We start from the raw sequence: 16,756 nt of genomic DNA, 5'->3' as shown, positions 1-16,756 counted from the left end.
TAAGCAAAGGAGCTGAGTGGAATGATAACGATTGAACGGACTTTTAATGCATACCTGGATGAAATGCACATCATTACGATTCTACTTCCTTTCAGCTATCATCAGGGACGTTCTTCCGGGTTCTCTCTCCTTTCAGACGTGGAGGAAGAGTTTCCTGTAGACATATTGCAAAGCAACCCGATTGAGGACGCCGTTAAATATACATGCAAAATAGATCATGATGTGGAATTCGGGAAACAATATTGGATAGTGGATGAATATGGCGGAAAAACAGACCTGCAAATCGGAGCGGTCATTCGAACAAGTGATTTTGATAAGAAGTTCTATTATGACGGACCTCTGGGTATATCATACAGCAAAGAAAAGACGTGCTTCAGGCTCTGGGCTCCGACAGCCGCAATGGTAAAGCTGAAGTTAAAAGGAGCATTGGAGGGGGAAGCGGAGCTTTTTCCAATGACAAGAGGCGAGAAGGGAGTCTGGAGCTGTGAAGTAACCGGCGACCTCGATCGTTTTCTTTATTCTTTCCTGGTATGCATTAACCTGGAGTGGAAAGAAGCTGTAGATCCATATGCTGTGTCCTCGGCTATGAATGGTGAATATGGGGCTGTCGTCAATCTGGAAAGTACAAAAATAAAGAAGCCTGAGCTTCCACCGCTCCATCAGCCGACAGATGCTATCATATATGAAACACATATTAGGGATTTTACCATTCATCCAGGGAGCGGGGCACAACAGAAAGGCCTTTATCTGGGAGCGGGCGAGAAAAACACTGTTGGCAGTGATGGGGAGCCGACATGCCTGTCATATGTCAAACAGCTCGGTGTAACTCACATTGAGTTTCTGCCTGTCCATGACTTTGAAGGTGTAAATGAAAAAAGTCCAAAAGAAGAATACAACTGGGGTTATAATCCGCTCCATTTTAATGTCCCGGAAGGAAGCTATTCTTCCGATCCCCTGGATCCCTATTCACGGATTAGAGAATTGAAAGCTTTGGTTCAGGCTGTTCATTCCCAAGGGCTTAGAGTCATAATGGACGTAGTCTACAACCATGTATATATTCGTGAGCATTCTTCTTTTGAAAAAATCGTACCGGGCTATTTCTTCCGCCATGATCAATATGGAATGCCTTCAAATGGCACCGGAGTTGGAAATGACTTTGCTTCTGAGCGCCTGATGGCCAGGAAATTTATTGCTGATTCCGTATCATACTGGATGAAGGAATATCAAATTGATGGTTTCAGGTTTGATTTGATGGGTATCCTCGATATCGAAACGATGAATGAGGTTCGCAGAATTTCGGAATCAATTGACCCTGCTGTCATTATCATTGGAGAAGGCTGGGATTTGAATACCCCTATACCGGAAGACCGGAAAGCAAGCATCCGCAATCAGGAAAAGCTGCCGGGAATCGGCCAATTCAATGACTGGTTCAGAGATTCCATCAAAGGCAGCACCTTTAATTTATATGATAAAGGATACGCGTTAGGGAATGACCATTACTATGATGCGGCAAAGCAGGTATTGGCCGGAAGCATTGGCCTTGAAAAAAAGGAGAAAGGCATCTTCCTTTCCCCATCGCAATCAGTAAATTACGTGGAATCCCACGATAATCACACTCTATGGGATAAAATCCTGGTTTGTTCTGAAAATGCGGATTCGATTACACAGCAAAAAAAGCACCGATTGGCAACCGTAATGGTACTCCTGTCACAGGGAATTCCATTTCTGCATAGCGGGCAGGAATTTTATCGGACCAAAGGCGGGAATGGAAACAGCTACCGGGCTCCAGACTCCATCAATCAACTGGACTGGGAGAGAAAATCACGTTATTTCAATAATGTTGAATATATTAAAGGGATGATCAGCATTAGAAGGTCAATTCCTCTTTTCAGGCTTGCCGATGCAGAATTAATCCGGAATTTCATGCGGTTCATGGATATTAAAAAACCGCTAATTGGATATGTCTTAACCAGCTCTGATCAAAATGCCGGGTGCAGCCGCGCAGCAGTTATTATCAATCCTTCAGCGACGGACGAAGAAATTCTGCTTCCGGACGGGGGTTGGGACCTTATTGCAGATGAATATACCGCCGGCAATTCCACAATACGCAAGATAAGCACCAGATTGACAATTCCGCCAATAAGTTCATATGTGCTGGTTTGCAGAAAATAGAAACAGGCTGCTGCTTTTTTCTGAAAACATTACCCTCAATTGGAAAATACTGATATAAACACCTGAAAAAACATCATTTTTCCTGATGATATTCCGTAAACCTAAATAGATGCACTTGACGAAAAAAGCCAGTAAGAATAAAATTTATAAAGATGGCTATTGTGAGGAACTTACATCAATAGCTCTTTTTTTTATTTTTAGTTCCGTTACATTAGTGGTTTTATATTTGCTGATTACTTTTGTGCATTATTGGTGCTTTACCTAATTAACCTGATAAACAGCTATATTTGCAAAAATGCATTATAGTCGTATAGAACATAACATTACTAAGCAACGGCCCTTTTATCGGCCATGGCAAAATAAGTCTTGATGCAAAAAACAGGGCTTATTTTTCAACTCTTAATTATTTTTACTTCGAGAATTGTCTAGCTCCAGCGCCTACCCCCTCGAGGTCACAAGCCAATCCTCCCAAAAAGGCAAAGAACGCCTTTCTGGGAGGCTCGTCTTGTGCTTGGGGCCCACAGGATGTGGGTCATGCAGACGTTGCCACAGGACGTGGCGAACTTAGTCTGCGTTCATATGGGTGGGCAAGGCGCTTGCGCTTTTCTACAATGGCTTATTAAATTGCAGGTGAACAATTTTGGAACATTTATTTGGACATGACTGGGAGATTGTTCCCGCCGGAGGGGCGACAGGGGAAGCTTTTTATGCAAAGAACGATGAGCAGAGGCTTTTTCTTAAAAGAAACTCTTCTCCTTTCCTGGCGGTTCTATCTGCGGAAGGAATCGTCCCGAAACTTATCTGGACAAAAAGAATGGAAAATGGGGACGTTATAACTGCCCAGCAATGGCTTAATGGACGGGAGCTGAAAGCTTCTGACATGAACCGGGAAAGCGTGGCAAAGCTTTTGAGGAAGATCCACTCTTCAAAGCCGCTGCTTGGTATGCTGACAAGAATGGGGAAGTCTCCGCTGCAGCCTGAAACTCTTCTGCATTTGATAGAGAAAGAGCTGGACTGTGATCTGAAGGAGCAGGCTGCTGTTATTCAGTCGGTCGATTTCCTTAAAAAAGAAGTTTCGCATATCCGCTGTGAAGAAAATACGGTGTGCCACTGCGATGTGAATCATAACAACTGGCTGCTTGCGGAAAACAACCAGCTGTACTTGATTGATTGGGATGGAGCCATGATAGCAGATCCCGCCATCGACCTGGGCATGCTGCTATATTGGTACATTCCTAAAGAAGAATGGCCGAATTGGCTTGAGCGGTATGGCATTCAATTGACAGAGGATTTGCTGCTCCGCATGAAATGGTATGTGATTGCACAGACTTTGACATCTATCCAATGGCATAAAAATAAATTCAGATTCCAGGAAATGGACAAGTGGCTTTCTTACCTGGATGAGCTTCTTTGAGATTTACGAAAATTGATCAATTTCCTGTACCCATTGTGATAAATCATTCTGATGGGATTCAATGTGGGTATCCAATTGGGAAGAATTGATTCCATGCTGACTGTATTCATAAATTTCTTCTAATACTGTTTTTACGTTTTGATTAATGTTTCCGTTGATCATTAATGATTTAACCAGGCGTTCCAATTGTTCACATTCTGAAATAGAGCCACAGCAATCTGTCTGATGATTGCTTAAAATATCTTTTAATAAATTTAATTGATCCTGGTGTCCAAGCGGCATGAAAAACACCCTTTCTTTTGAATCTGAAAATAAGTGCAAAAGGAATTCACTTTTAGGTTGTGGATTCCTTTTTTATTTATTCATGCGGGGATGTAATTTAAGTGTTTAAATGCCATTAGGTTAAACTGCAGGCAAGGGATAAACCAATTTAAAAAATAAAGTTGCATCACAGTGATGGGCATGATATTGTTTGAACGATATTAATTTTTAGGAGTGTCAATATGCGACAGCGAAATAAACCCTGGGCAAAGGATAAATTAGCCGAATATCCTCAATACGTAATTTCAGAACCTGAAAAATATAAAGGAAAGTGGAAGGAAGCATTCGATAAAGATCAGCCCCTTCATATAGAAATTGGGACAGGAAAAGGCCGCTTCATAACTGGTATGGCAAAAGCAAACCCGGATATTAACTATATTGGAATTGAGCTGGCTGAAAGCGTGATTGTCACCGCACTGGATCGTATCATTGAGGAAGAGATTCCAAATATAAAGCTTTTGAATGTAAACGCAAATGATCTTCGGGACTACTTTGAAAAAGGCGAAGTCAATCGTGTCTACCTCAATTTTTCAGATCCATGGCCGAAGAAGCGTCATGCAAAACGCAGGCTGACTTATAGAAGCTTCCTGGATATTTATGAAGATATTCTTGTGGATAAGGGAGAAATTCACTTCAAGACCGATAACCAGGGACTGTTTGAATCTTCTCTTATGAGTTTTTCCGATTATGGCATGCTGCTGACATTTGTCAGCCTCGATCTTCACAATAGTGACTTTGAAGGAAACATCATGACCGAATATGAAGAAAAGTTCTCATCAAGGGGAAGCCGTATATTCCGGTGTGAAGTGCAATACAGATAATTGAGTCTATCCATATGGATAGACTTTTTATTTTTTGTATTTGCGCATAAATAGTTTAAATATTTCTATAAGTAAGCGCTTAAATGTTATGATGTGGTAAAGGGAAAGTGAGCGCTTGCTCAGAAATCATAACTGGAGGGGATTTTCATGGAAACATTGAAGTTAAATAACTTAAAGCTGTCCTGGCTTCGCGGCGGTGTCACATATCTTGACGGCGGAGCCATGTTTGGAGTAGTTCCGAAGCCTTTGTGGTCAAAAAGATATCCATGCAATGAAAGAAATCAGATCGAGCTGAGAACAGATCCCATTCTTATTCAATTTGAAGGTAAGAATATTTTAGTCGAATCTGGTCTGGGAAATGGGAAACTGAATGAAAAACAGAAGAGGAATTTCGGAGCGCTTGAAGAGTCGTTTGTTGAACAGGATTTAGCGAAGCACGGTTTGTCTCCAAGGGATATCGATTATATCCTTATGACGCATCTTCATTTTGATCATGCCTGCGGACTGACGAAACCGGAAGAAGGAAAGTTCTCTTCAGTATATCCTAACGCCAGAATCATCGCATCACGGGTGGAATGGGAGGAAATGAGAAATCCTAATATTCGCTCAAGAAATACATATTGGAAGGAAAACTGGGAGTCCATTCAGGATCAGGTGGAAGTTTTTGATGGGGAGTGGACACTCGGCCCTATTAAAATGGTGCATACAGGCGGCCATAGTGATGGACATTCCATCCTGGTTATAGAAGATGAAGACGATACCGTCATTCATATGGCTGATATCATGCCAACACATGCCCATGCAAATGTTTTATGGGTCCTCGCTTATGATGACTACCCGATGGATTCCATCAGCGCCAAGGAAAAATGGATGGAATACGGGATGAAGAAAAATGCATGGTTCACTTTTTACCACGATGCTTTCTACAGGGCAGTCAAGTGGGATGAAGCAGGAAATATTGCTGAAAAAGTGGAAAAGCAAAAAAGCTAAAAAATCCCCATCCGGGGATTTTTTAATACAACTCGGCTGCTGGCGATTAATGCAGCGGGAAGACGTCCAAAATGGTTCCAGTCTCTGCATCAGCAATGAACTCATACTGCTCGGCTTCCTCACCGGAAAATCTTGAAATGCCGCCCTTATAGACCTGATATTTTAAATGTCCCTTTTCATAAGGTTCAGCTTTCATTTGAATCCATGAACCACTAATCGGACCTTCCTGCTTAAAGGCATCCTTTGCATTAGCTAAAGCTTTTTCCGGGGAAACAGAAGTTTTCTGCGAAAGCAATTCCCTTGCTGCGTATCCGCTTGCCAAACCAACTCCTACACCTAACATAAAAGATTTCCAATTCATAATTGCACCTCCCCAGGCTGATGATATAAGCAATTCATTATTAAAATTTTCTGTTTTCCAAATCTATCTTACCAAAAATAGGCTGGAACTAAAATAAATATTGCATTTCGTCAGTCGAAATTTCCTGGCTGAAATGGTGGAAAGACGTATGAAAGTTCTGTAAAATAAGATCATCGCAGTCTAACGGGCAGTAAGACCCCCGCTTCAAATCTAAGATGAATTAAAGGAGGATAAGTGAGGGTCAAACTGCCCGTAAAGGCCCGATTGGTTCAACTAACAATCAGCAGGGAGAAAAGCACTCCCCACTGATTGAAGTTTCACTTTATACATATCTGCATAGACAATCTATTGATTGAAAAAGGAGAAGAATAAATGAACGAAAAAACTTTGCAGCTTTTTAAAACATTGACAGAGTTGCCGGGGGCACCTGGAAACGAGCATTTAGTCCGGAAATTCATGCGCGAACAAATCAGCCAATATACAGATGATGTTGTTCAGGATAAGCTGGGGGGCATCTTCGGAGTTAAAAGAGGGGATGAAAGCGGCCCGACTGTAATGGTAGCAGGACATATGGATGAAGTAGGATTCATGGTCACAAGCATTACAGATAATGGCATGATCCGTTTTCAGACACTTGGAGGCTGGTGGAGCCAGGTCTTACTGGCACAAAGAGTACAAATTATTACAGATCAGGGACCTGTGACAGGAGTTATCGGTTCCATTCCTCCGCATCTTTTAGACGAAGCAAAGCGCTCAAAGCCGATGGAAATAAAGAATATGCTGATTGACATTGGGGCGGATGACCGTGAAGATGCCAAAAGAATAGGCATTAAGCCAGGACAGCAAATTCTGCCTATCTGTCCATTCACACCAATGGCGAATGAAAAGAAAATACTGGCGAAAGCTTGGGATAACCGTTACGGATGCGGCTTGGCTGTGGAGCTTTTAGAGGAAGTCCAGAATGAAGCTCTTCCCAATATCCTTTATTCAGGAGCAACAGTTCAGGAAGAGGTTGGATTAAGAGGTGCACAGACAGCAGCGAATATGATCACTCCTGATATTTTCTTTGCGCTGGATGCAAGCCCTGCCAACGATATGACAGGGGATAAAAACGAGTTCGGGCACTTAGGCAAGGGAGCTCTGCTGCGAATACTTGATCGTTCAATGGTAACGCACCGGGGCATGAGGGAGTTTGTACTGGATACAGCCGAAACGAATAACATCCCATATCAGTATTTCGTCTCACAGGGCGGAACAGACGCCGGAAAAGTTCATGTATCCAACGAAGGTGTTCCCAGTGCAGTAATCGGCATTTGCTCCCGCTATATCCACACACATGCATCCATCGTGCATGTCGACGATTATGCAGCGGCAAAAGAATTGCTTGTTAAACTTGTAAAGTCTTGTGACCGTTCAACAGTAGAGACAATTCGTCAAAACAGTTAATCAGATGAGACAGCAGGTGCTGTCTCTTTTTCCTGTCAAAAGAAAGGAGCATTTATGAAAATCATCATTGGTTCAAAAAATCCTGCAAAGATTTCGGCAGTACAGGCGGCCTTTAGTGATTATGAAGCAGACATTATGTCCGAAGATGTGCCCTCGGGAGTGAATGATCAGCCATTTTCTGATGAAGAAACCATTAAAGGAGCCATTAACAGAGCTTTTGGAGCACTTGAAATATCCGGAGGTCAAATCGGCATTGGGTTAGAGGGAGGTGTGCAAAAAACAGAATATGGGCTTTTTCTCTGTAACTGGGGGGCTCTGGCGGAAAAAGAAAAGCCTCCGATTATTGCAGGCGGAGCAAGGATTCCTCTTCCTGATGCTGTTGCAGAAAGGCTATCAGCTGGCGAAGAACTGGGCCCTGTCATGGATGATTATGCACAAATAGAAAACGTCCGTAAAAATGAAGGAGCAGTTGGAATTTTTACAAATGGGCAGATTGACCGTGCTGCCATGTTCTCGCATGTCATGAAGCTTCTTATCGGGCAATATGAATATAGAAAAAGGGGATAGCATAGCGCTACCCCCTTTTTTTATTCGGTTTCAAAGATGTACGACAAAACTTTCAATGCCTGGCTGACAGTTTCAACAGTAACATTTGCTTTGCTTGAAAGCTCTTTTAGAGGGTGGTGAAGTTCCTTTGGACGGATAAGGATCAGCGGCTTTCCAAGTGCGGCAGCTGCGCTTGCATCCATGGCGGTGTTCCATTGCTTGTACTTCTCACCAAATAATGCAATCACCAGATCTGATTTTTGCATTAGAAGCTGTGTTCTTAAGTTATTAATGCCTGAAGCAGCTTCATCTCGAAGTATTGCATCCGGCTGCGTCCCGAGAATTTCCTCTCCAATCATGTCAGAACGGTCATGATTTTCCATTGGACCTGTAAAATGAACAGGCAGCTGTAATAATTTTGCTTTTTCCTTTATTTCATTGCGCCAATTGGAATGTATTTCACCTGCTAAATAGACGGTTATTTCCATTCTTTTTCCTCCTTTATGCAATATTCTTATATTTTAACATTTCTTCTAGGAAGTAACGCAGTGAAAAGGCTGCCAATCCTGATATGAAGGGTTGTCAGACTATTGAGAAGAAATGTATGATAGGGAAGGATATGAGAATCCATGCAAGGAGGGGACAATAGAATGAGTAAAAGATTCACCGCAGCCTTGCTCTTATTTATTTCATTTATACTGCTCAGTGCCTGTTCAGCATCGTTGGAAGAAGAGCAAACCGCCGCAAAGAATGCTGCAGAGGAAGCATTTAACCAATCACCTGAAAAGACCAATCATCAGTTTGAAGATATAGAATATTATTTGCCTTTCGGCTATGAAGTAGAAGAGGAAAGCCCAAATAACATCATCTTAAAAAATGGTTCGAAACGATACATCCTTTTTTACAACCAGCATGAAGATTCGGACAGCAAGATTGTTTATGATGCTACCTTAAAGCAGAAAGATGAATTTGAAGTTAAAGAGACGTATACAAAAGAGGGACATAATGGCTTCCTATTAATTAACAGCGGAAAGAAAGACGAACATGAATTGGTCGTCGGGATTGGAGGCGTAAAATTATCAACGCAGGCTAAAACCAGAAATTTATCCTCTGACGCCGCTGCGATGATGGAAATAGCCAATTCTGTTCAAATGAATAACTAAAACGAGGGGCGCTGCCCTTCGTTTTTTTGTTTTGTCTTAATAAGCAGCTGAATCTTTAATTTATATAATAGAAAGCCCCCTACAAAAGAACAATAAAAATACAGAAGATTTTATATTACAAGTGTCTTTACATATGTTATCTTATAAATGCAGAACTTTTACATAGGGGGAAAATTATGAGAGCTTTCCTGAATCGAAAAGGGGTTACCCTTTCACCTAAAGTTTATTTTATAGATGCACTGAGCAGCATGGCGCTGGGCTTGTTTGCTTCGCTGATCATCGGGCTGATTATTAAGACAATTGGGGAACAGACTGATATCAAATATTTGCAGGAAATGGGCCTTCTGGCAATGGGGCTGATGGGGCCTGCCATTGGAGTGGCAGTTGCATACGGACTGAATGCTCCGCCGCTGGTTGTCTTTTCAGCCATCGCAAGCGGGGCTGCAGGCGCGGCTCTCGGGGGGCCGGCAGGGAGCTTCGCTGCAGCCCTTATTTCCACGGAACTTGGTAAATTGGTCAGTAAGGAAACAAAAGTGGATATCATTGTAACACCGCTTGTAACCATTGCATCGGGTTATGTCGTATCTACACTTATTGGACCCGGAATTGACTTTGGGATGAAAAGCTTTGGCAGCCTGATCATGTGGGGAACCGAACAAAGGCCGATCCTCATGGGTATCATCGTCGCGGTATTAATGGGACTTGCCTTGACGGCTCCCATCTCTTCAGCTGCCATTGCGCTTATGCTTGATTTGCACGGAGTTGCAGCAGGAGCTGCCACAATTGGCTGTGCAGCACAAATGGTCGGCTTCGCTGTGAGCAGCTACAGGGAAAATAAAATGGGCGGTTTAATTGCGATAGGAATTGGAACATCCATGCTTCAGGTGCCTAATATTATTAGGAACCCTCGCATCCTTATTCCGCCTACAATCGCAGGTGCGATCCTCGCACCGTTTGGCACGACCATCTGGCTGATGGAAAACAATGCTGCAGGGGCAGGGATGGGTACAAGCGGGCTTGTTGGCCAGATTATGACTTTTACCACGATGGGCTTTGGCCCGGACGTTTGGATGAAGGTCATCATCTTGCATATTATTGGACCCGCTCTCATCAGCCTGATATTATCTGAATATATGAGGAAAAAAGGCTGGATCCAATATGGAGACATGCATATCAGCACAGGGGGCGGAAGGAAATGAAAAAATTGGAATCAATGGAGCAATTTAACGAGATGCGCAGCAGCGGGAAACACATTTTCATGTTTTCAGCAGACTGGTGTCCTGATTGCCGGGTGATTGAACCGGTATTGCCTGAAATTGAAGCAAAATATAGGGACTATAATTTCGTTTATGTAGACCGCGATCAATTCATTGATCTTTGCATTGAGCTTGATGTCTTTGGCATTCCGAGCTTCATTGGATTCAGGGATGGCCAGGAGCTCGGCCGCTTTGTCAGCAAAGACCGCAAAACTCAGGAAGAAATCGAGAACTTTATTCAAACTCTGGAAAACTAGGCCTGGCAATTATTTGATAAAACAGCTTCAGCGCCTGCCCCCTCGATTTCAGTGGCGGGCAAGTCACTTCCGCTTTTATGCCCTCCTGCATCTTTTTTGAGCAGGAGGGTTTATTAGTGTAAAATGATAGTCGGAAATCAATCCCCAAAGGAGGGGCTTATATATGAAAATGGATAGCAGGAAAATGAAAAATGAATTGGAGCAGCGCTTAGCAAAAGAGAACAGAACTTTCTCTTTTGACAGGGAAAAAGATCAGCTTAGAATAGAAAATAAGGACACGGGAAAGGGGATTACTATCTCTCTGCCGGGCATTATAGCTAAATGGCAGGAGCAAAAGGAAAAAGCGATTGACGAAGTCGTTTATTATGTGGAAGAAGGCCTGGAAGCAATGGTGGAGGATGCTCATTTATCCGGGCATGAAAAAAACATTTTTCCGGTCATTCGATCAACCTCTTTTCCGGGTGAATCACAGGAAGGCGTTCCTTTTCTGACAGATGAACACACGGCTGAAACCCGGATCTATTATGTCCTTGACCTCGGTAAAACGTATCGACTTATTGATGCACAGCTAATGGAAAAAGAGGGCTGGAATCCGGAAAGAATTAAAGAAACGGCTCTATTTAATGTAAGATCTCTCTCGACAGATATGAAATCGGATACTGTAGCAGGAAATACTTTCTATTTCTTAAATAAGAATGATGGATATGATGCAAGCAGGATACTGAATGATTCGTTCATTAAAGAAATGAGCAGGAAAGCAGAAGGAACCATGGCAGTGGCAGTTCCGCATCAGGATGTATTAATCATTGCTGATATTAAAAATGAAACAGGCTATGACGTTCTCGCCCAGATGACTATGAGTTTCTTTGCGAGCGGAAGAGTGCCCATTACTTCCCTATCATTTTTATACGAAAATGGAGAGTTTGAACCCATATTTATTTTGGGTAAGAATAAAAAGAAATAGCTTTTAAAGGCCACATCAATGTGGTCTTTTTTATTGGCTGTTTTCGCAAGGTTTGTTGCTAATTGTATATTATTTACTGAGTTGATTGTAGGCGAGATCCTCGAAAATGCCTTCGCATTTTCTTCGTGCGGTGTTTATTCAAGAAAGTATATTCAAAGTCCTGCGGGAGTAGCGGGACAGGTGAGACCCCGCAGACGCGCAGCGTCGAGGATGCTCAGCGCCTGCCCACGGTTCGCTGAGCATCCTGGAGCGGAAATAAACGGGCAGCATTGATAGGTGAAAATACAACAATTCATACGAAAAGAGTCTTTTTGTTAACCGTGCTGATCCATTCTGAAAAAAGGGAAATAAACCCCCAGGAGTGATTATTTGTTTTCGAATTATATAACAATCAATTATTTCTATTAAAAAGTAAAACAGAACTGTGAAAAAAGTCAGATGTCGGTACAAATAAATCTTTTAACTGCTCTGAGTCGAAAGTATGTCTGCAGCCCTTCGTTTGTTTGTAAATTTACCCATTCTGCCTTTAAAAGGACTCATTCTCGGATTTCTTATTCAAAATCTGTGAATAACTGCTAAAATAATAGAGATAGTCTAACAAAGTTTTTGATAGAAAGAGTTGATATAAATGAGCTGGATTAAGAAGCTGTTCCATATGTTTAAAGATAATGATGAAGACCATGAGGAATTTGAAGACCATGCGGATGAGCAAAACCAAGAGAAACAGCCTGCTTCTCAAAGTACAAAAGAAAGTTCAAGAGATGTAGACGCTAAAGTAGTTTATCAATATCCTAAAGGCCAATTCCGTTTTCCGGTCATACCTGACCATGAAGCAGCCCGGGATAATAAGAGGCAGCAAAAGCAGGAGCATAGACGCGGGCAGACGGTTAAAGAAACACCTGAAAAACGGCGGCCAAGGATAAGGGAAACGGAGCGGCAGAGAAAACCAGCAGATTCTCCATTTCATGAAAAAAGGGTGCCCCGTTCCGCAGAAAGGGAGCGGCAAAAAAAGACTGCGCCATCACCTGCAAGTGAAGAAAAAATCCTGACCCGCAACGAAAGAGAGGCTGCCAATAAGAAAAGGCCTTTCCAGCCAACAGAAATTCCATCCCCCATATATGGTTTTAAGAGACCAGGCTCAAACACTCCTAAGGATCAATCAGGGAACGGGGAACAGGAAAATAACCGCAGGGAAATTACATACGATGAGGTTATGCGCAAAATTCAGCAGAAGCCTCAAAATAGGCCGATGATGACTGCTGCTGATTCGCCAAAAGAAAGAAAAACCGTCATTACTGATAAGCTGGAAGCTTTCCAGGGACAGGCTGCTGCATTGGAAAAAGAGGAACCGGCAGCAAAAAAATATAAAATAGGTGAAGCATCTGAATTAATGTTTGAAGTTCCAGAGGAAAACCAAGAAAAAGAACCCTGTGAAGTGGAAACACATGCAGCATTGGACGATGAGCTGGAACCTGTCATCCATCCTGATTCTTCCAAACCAGCAGGCAATGAGTTTTCAAACCATGAAGAGAGCATTGATCATGAAAAAAAATCTGAAGTCAGCAGATCGCTCGCAAATATGATTGAAGAGGCTCTTCATGAAGAAGAAACAGAAGAAGAAACAGAAGAAGAAACAGAAGAATACACAGAAGACACAGCAGAACTTTCCGGACAGGATGATTTAAATTCTAATGCGATCCCTGAACCAGAGGCTGAAGAGGTTCTAGAGGAAAGTCAATTATTCCAGGATATAAACATAGAATCAGAGAATGAAGATATGCCGAATCCAGTGCAGGAAAAAAATGTTCAAGAGGAAAAGCCTTCTTCCAGAGGGTCAATCCCATTCAACGTCATTATGCTGAACAATGACAGAAAAAAAATGAACCAGCAGGGGAAAATATCAAAGCCTGCAGATGAAAAAAAAAATAATATCACGGTGTTTCCATCTGAAAGCATCCAGCAGACTGCTGCTTCAGCGGAAAGAATTGAGGATTACCCGACTTCACCGGAATCGGACAGGATGAAGGAACAGCAGATATATCGGGCGGAAGATGACATTTCGTATTACCAATTCCCTTCGCGGACATTACTGACACCGCCGGTAATCATGGATGAAGCATCTGATTGGCTTTACGAACAGGAACAGATGTTAAACTCCACCCTGCAGAATTTCAATGTCAGGGCCAGGGTAGTCAATGTTACGCAAGGACCTTCTGTAACAAGATTTGAAGTGCAGCCTGAACCGGGGGTCAAGGTGAATAAAATCACGAACCTCTCAGATGATATCAAGCTTAGTCTGGCAGCAAGGGATATTAGGATTGAGGCACCAATTCCAGGAAAGCATACAATCGGCATTGAGGTTCCAAACCAGAGCAGCCGTCCGGTATTTATTAGTGAGATCATAAACACCCCTGAGTTCCAGAATGGCAGCTCCCCATTGACTGCTGTGCTTGGCCTCGATATCTCAGGAAAGCCGATTGTGACGGATTTAAGGAAAATGCCCCACGGTTTAATTGCCGGTGCAACGGGATCAGGGAAAAGCGTCTGTATCAACACGATCCTTGTAAGCCTTTTGTATAAGGCAAGTCCGGATGAATTAAAGCTTCTCCTGATTGACCCGAAAATGGTCGAACTTGCACCATATAATCGAATCCCCCATTTAGTCAGCCCGGTTATTACCGATGTAAAAGCAGCAACAGCTGCCCTGAAGTGGGCTGTAGAGGAAATGGAGCGGAGATATGAATTATTTGCCCATGCCGGTGTGCGGGATATAAACCGTTTTAATGAGCTGGCTGAAGAGCATCAGCAATATTCAGAGAAGCTTCCATTTATGGTCATTGTGATTGATGAGCTGGCAGACCTGATGATGATGGCGCCGGCCGATGTGGAAGAAGCCATTTGCCGGATTGCACAGAAAGCCCGTGCATGCGGAATGCATCTGATTATCGCAACCCAGCGGCCTTCCGTAGATGTTATTACCGGCTTAATCAAAGCGAATGTCCCAACAAGGATTGCATTCTCTGTGTCATCTCAAATTGATTCAAGAACAATCATTGATATAAGCGGAGCGGAAAAGCTGCTGGGCCGGGGAGATATGCTTTTCCTTGAAAATGGATCCTCAAAGCCGGTCAGGCTCCAAGGGACATTTGTTTCAGACAAAGAAATTGATGATGTCGTAGCCCATGTACGCAGGGAACAAGAACCTGATTACTTATTTGAGCAGGAAGAGCTTCTGAAAAAAGCCCAAGCCATTGAAGAAGAGGATGAACTGTTTTTTGAAGCATGCGAGTTTGTTGTTGATCAGGGCTCTGCTTCCACTTCAAGTCTGCAAAGAAGATTTAAAATAGGCTATAATAGGGCAGCCAGGCTGATTGATATGATGGAAAAACAAGGATTCATTTCAGAAAATAGAGGCAGCAAACCAAGGGATGTCCTTATTACTGCGGCTGATCTTGAATCCATACAAGACACTAGTACATTAAATTAATCCATGGTATTCTTTACTTGCATGTTTAAAATAATATGAATAACTACTACGATAACGAAGAAAGCATTCATAAGCCGGCGTCCTGCCGGCTTAGGGGCCTGCTCCTTGCAACGCCAAGTCTGCAGGCAAGCCTGCTTTCTTTCATGTTTGTAAGGAGCTTGGGATGAAAGAGATTGAAATGAAGGTTAAGGGAGAAATAAAGCGTCTGACAAACCAGACTTTTAAATTTGATGAACGTGTAAGAGATGGCTGGTTTTCAGCGGTTTACTTCCTAAAGACCAGAGAAATTGTGAAGAAATATCACGTTGATAAAATTGTAACTATGCAGTTTTTTCAAAAGAGTCATGCCGTTCTATGCGGGACAGATGAAGTTATTGCGTTATTAAAAACATTTGCGGACCGTCCGGATGATCTGGAAATCCATTCATTAAAAGATGGTGACAAGATTTCACCCTTTGAAACAATAATGACCATAACAGGTAGATATCAGGATTTCGGCTATCTCGAAGGAATCATTGACGGCATATTGGCCAGAAGAACTTCGGTTGCCACAAATGTCTATAATGTGGTAAAAGCAGCAGGAGTTTCCGGTGTTCAAAAACAGGTCATATTCATGGGAGACCGGGATGATCATTACACCACCCAGGCAGGTGATGGATATGCAGCTTATATTGGGGGTGCAACAGCCCAGGCAACACATGCCATGAACGAATGGTGGGGCAAAAAGGGCATGGGAACAATGCCGCATGCGCTGATTCAAATGTTTAAGGGAGATATCGTCGCGGCTGCTGAAGCTTATCAGGAGACGTTTCCTGAAGACGAATTAGTTGCTCTGGTAGATTATAACAATGATGCAATCACTGACTCACTGAAAGTCGCAAGGGCTTTTGGCGATGAACTTAAAGGTGTCCGGGTTGACACCTCCAGAACGATGATTGATCAATATTTCTTAAGAAATCAGCATGTCCTGGGAACATTTGACCCGCGTGGAGTCAATGCTGAACTGATTTTTGCTCTAAGAAAAGCGCTGGATGACGAAGGCTTCGGCCATGTGAAGATTGTGGTGAGCGGAGGCTTCACCGAATCCCGAATCCGTGATTTTGAAGAAAAGGGTGTTCCAGTTGATACTTATGGTGTGGGAAGCAGCCTTCTTAAGATCACCATTGGGTTCACGGGAGATAATGTAATGATAGACGGCAAGCACGCTGCCAAGGCAGGACGCCGTTACCGCCCCAACCCCCGCCTTGAAAGAGTTGAATAACAGAGCAATACTTTTAAATGGATATGGTAGGCTCACTTCGGTTTTGCATTCTTCTCGTAAAGCTGAACAGCTCCAGGGCGGGAATAGAGAGCCTTCCTGATATCCAATGGTTTATATGTAATGTTTAGGGAATAAATAGCTGGCAATACGTTACATAGTTTTTAAAATCGATTAATGATATAATGTTTCAATACATTAAAGTGTAAGTTTATCGCAGTCTAACGGGCAGTAAGACCCCCACTTCAAGACTCAGAGGAATCAAAGGAGGATAAGTGGGGATCAAACTGCCCGTAAAGG

15 protein-coding genes are annotated in these 16,756 nt (G+C 42.8%); 12 read left to right on the top strand and 3 right to left on the bottom strand.

All coding sequences use genetic code 11. The features are described 5' to 3' along the window. Positions 1-21: 21 nt before the first annotated feature. Both pulA and CE058_RS09990 read left to right on the top strand, forming a co-directional pair. The gene (gene pulA / locus CE058_RS09995; RefSeq protein WP_163142294.1) at positions 22-2,172 is read left to right on the top strand and encodes a type I pullulanase; all 2,151 of its coding nucleotides are present in this window, start codon (positions 22-24) and stop codon (positions 2,170-2,172) included. A gap of 640 nt (positions 2,173-2,812) precedes the next feature. Continuing rightward, positions 2,813-3,586, top strand: coding sequence for a phosphotransferase family protein (locus CE058_RS09990; RefSeq protein ID WP_048010821.1), 774 nt, complete (start codon positions 2,813-2,815; stop codon positions 3,584-3,586). A 3-nt stretch (positions 3,587-3,589) separates the two neighbouring features. Here the strand turns inward: CE058_RS09990 and CE058_RS09985 are convergent, their stop codons facing one another. Next, positions 3,590-3,868: a YtzH-like family protein gene (locus tag CE058_RS09985; protein WP_048010856.1), complete on the bottom strand. Its 279-nt coding sequence runs from the start codon at positions 3,866-3,868 to the stop codon at positions 3,590-3,592. A 221-nt stretch (positions 3,869-4,089) separates the two neighbouring features. On the opposite strand from CE058_RS09985, the gene trmB reads away from it, so the two are divergent. Both trmB and CE058_RS09975 read left to right on the top strand, forming a co-directional pair. Then, positions 4,090-4,728, top strand: coding sequence for a tRNA (guanosine(46)-N7)-methyltransferase TrmB (gene trmB, locus CE058_RS09980; RefSeq protein ID WP_048010822.1), 639 nt, complete (start codon positions 4,090-4,092; stop codon positions 4,726-4,728). A 147-nt stretch (positions 4,729-4,875) separates the two neighbouring features. Further along, entirely contained in the window at positions 4,876-5,718 is an 843-nt protein-coding gene (locus CE058_RS09975) for a YtnP family quorum-quenching lactonase (RefSeq protein WP_048010823.1), read from the top strand. A 46-nt stretch (positions 5,719-5,764) separates the two neighbouring features. Here CE058_RS09975 and CE058_RS09970 read toward each other — a convergent pair whose 3' ends face one another. Continuing rightward, entirely contained in the window at positions 5,765-6,079 is a 315-nt protein-coding gene (locus CE058_RS09970; RefSeq protein WP_048010824.1) for a PepSY domain-containing protein, read from the bottom strand. A gap of 372 nt (positions 6,080-6,451) precedes the next feature. On the opposite strand from CE058_RS09970, the gene CE058_RS09965 reads away from it, so the two are divergent. Together CE058_RS09965 and CE058_RS09960 are read left to right on the top strand one after the other, a co-directional pair. Then, positions 6,452-7,525, top strand: coding sequence for a M42 family metallopeptidase (locus tag CE058_RS09965; protein ID WP_163142292.1), 1,074 nt, complete (start codon positions 6,452-6,454; stop codon positions 7,523-7,525). 54 nt (positions 7,526-7,579) lie between these two features. Beyond that, positions 7,580-8,092: a DUF84 family protein gene (locus CE058_RS09960; protein WP_048010826.1), complete on the top strand. Its 513-nt coding sequence runs from the start codon at positions 7,580-7,582 to the stop codon at positions 8,090-8,092. 20 nt (positions 8,093-8,112) lie between these two features. Here the strand turns inward: CE058_RS09960 and CE058_RS09955 are convergent, their stop codons facing one another. Further along, positions 8,113-8,559, bottom strand: coding sequence for a YtoQ family protein (locus tag CE058_RS09955; RefSeq protein WP_163142289.1), 447 nt, complete (start codon positions 8,557-8,559; stop codon positions 8,113-8,115). A 162-nt stretch (positions 8,560-8,721) separates the two neighbouring features. Between CE058_RS09955 and CE058_RS09950 the strand changes: the two genes are divergently transcribed. The 6 genes from CE058_RS09950 to CE058_RS09925 all read left to right on the top strand — a co-directional run bounded on the left by CE058_RS09950 (position 8,722) and on the right by CE058_RS09925 (position 16,459). Next, positions 8,722-9,234 (top strand): hypothetical protein, encoded by a 513-nt coding sequence (locus CE058_RS09950; RefSeq protein WP_048010828.1) that lies wholly within the window; start codon positions 8,722-8,724, stop codon positions 9,232-9,234. Between the two features lie 176 nt (positions 9,235-9,410). Further along, positions 9,411-10,433: a PTS sugar transporter subunit IIC gene (locus CE058_RS09945; protein WP_048010829.1), complete on the top strand. Its 1,023-nt coding sequence runs from the start codon at positions 9,411-9,413 to the stop codon at positions 10,431-10,433. Beyond that, the gene (locus CE058_RS09940; protein WP_048010830.1) at positions 10,430-10,747 is read left to right on the top strand and encodes a thioredoxin family protein; all 318 of its coding nucleotides are present in this window, start codon (positions 10,430-10,432) and stop codon (positions 10,745-10,747) included. Before CE058_RS09945 ends, CE058_RS09940 begins: the two co-directional genes overlap by 4 nt. Before the next feature lie 163 nt (positions 10,748-10,910). Continuing rightward, the gene (locus CE058_RS09935) at positions 10,911-11,711 is read left to right on the top strand and encodes a DUF1444 domain-containing protein (protein ID WP_163142287.1); all 801 of its coding nucleotides are present in this window, start codon (positions 10,911-10,913) and stop codon (positions 11,709-11,711) included. Positions 11,712-12,339: 628 nt separating this feature from the next. Then, positions 12,340-15,198, top strand: a complete 2,859-nt coding sequence (locus CE058_RS09930) for a DNA translocase FtsK (RefSeq protein WP_163142283.1) — start codon at positions 12,340-12,342, stop codon at positions 15,196-15,198. A gap of 163 nt (positions 15,199-15,361) precedes the next feature. Next, positions 15,362-16,459: a nicotinate phosphoribosyltransferase gene (locus CE058_RS09925; protein WP_048010833.1), complete on the top strand. Its 1,098-nt coding sequence runs from the start codon at positions 15,362-15,364 to the stop codon at positions 16,457-16,459. Positions 16,460-16,756: the final 297 nt, after the last annotated feature.

Origin of the sequence: Bacillus sp. 22-7 (genome assembly GCF_010628845.1) — a bacterium.
GTDB classification, from domain to species: domain Bacteria; phylum Bacillota; class Bacilli; order Bacillales; family Cytobacillaceae; genus Cytobacillus; species Cytobacillus firmus_B.
The sequence above is the reverse complement of the archived record's forward strand: the minus strand, read 5'-3'. Positions and strand labels throughout refer to the sequence as shown.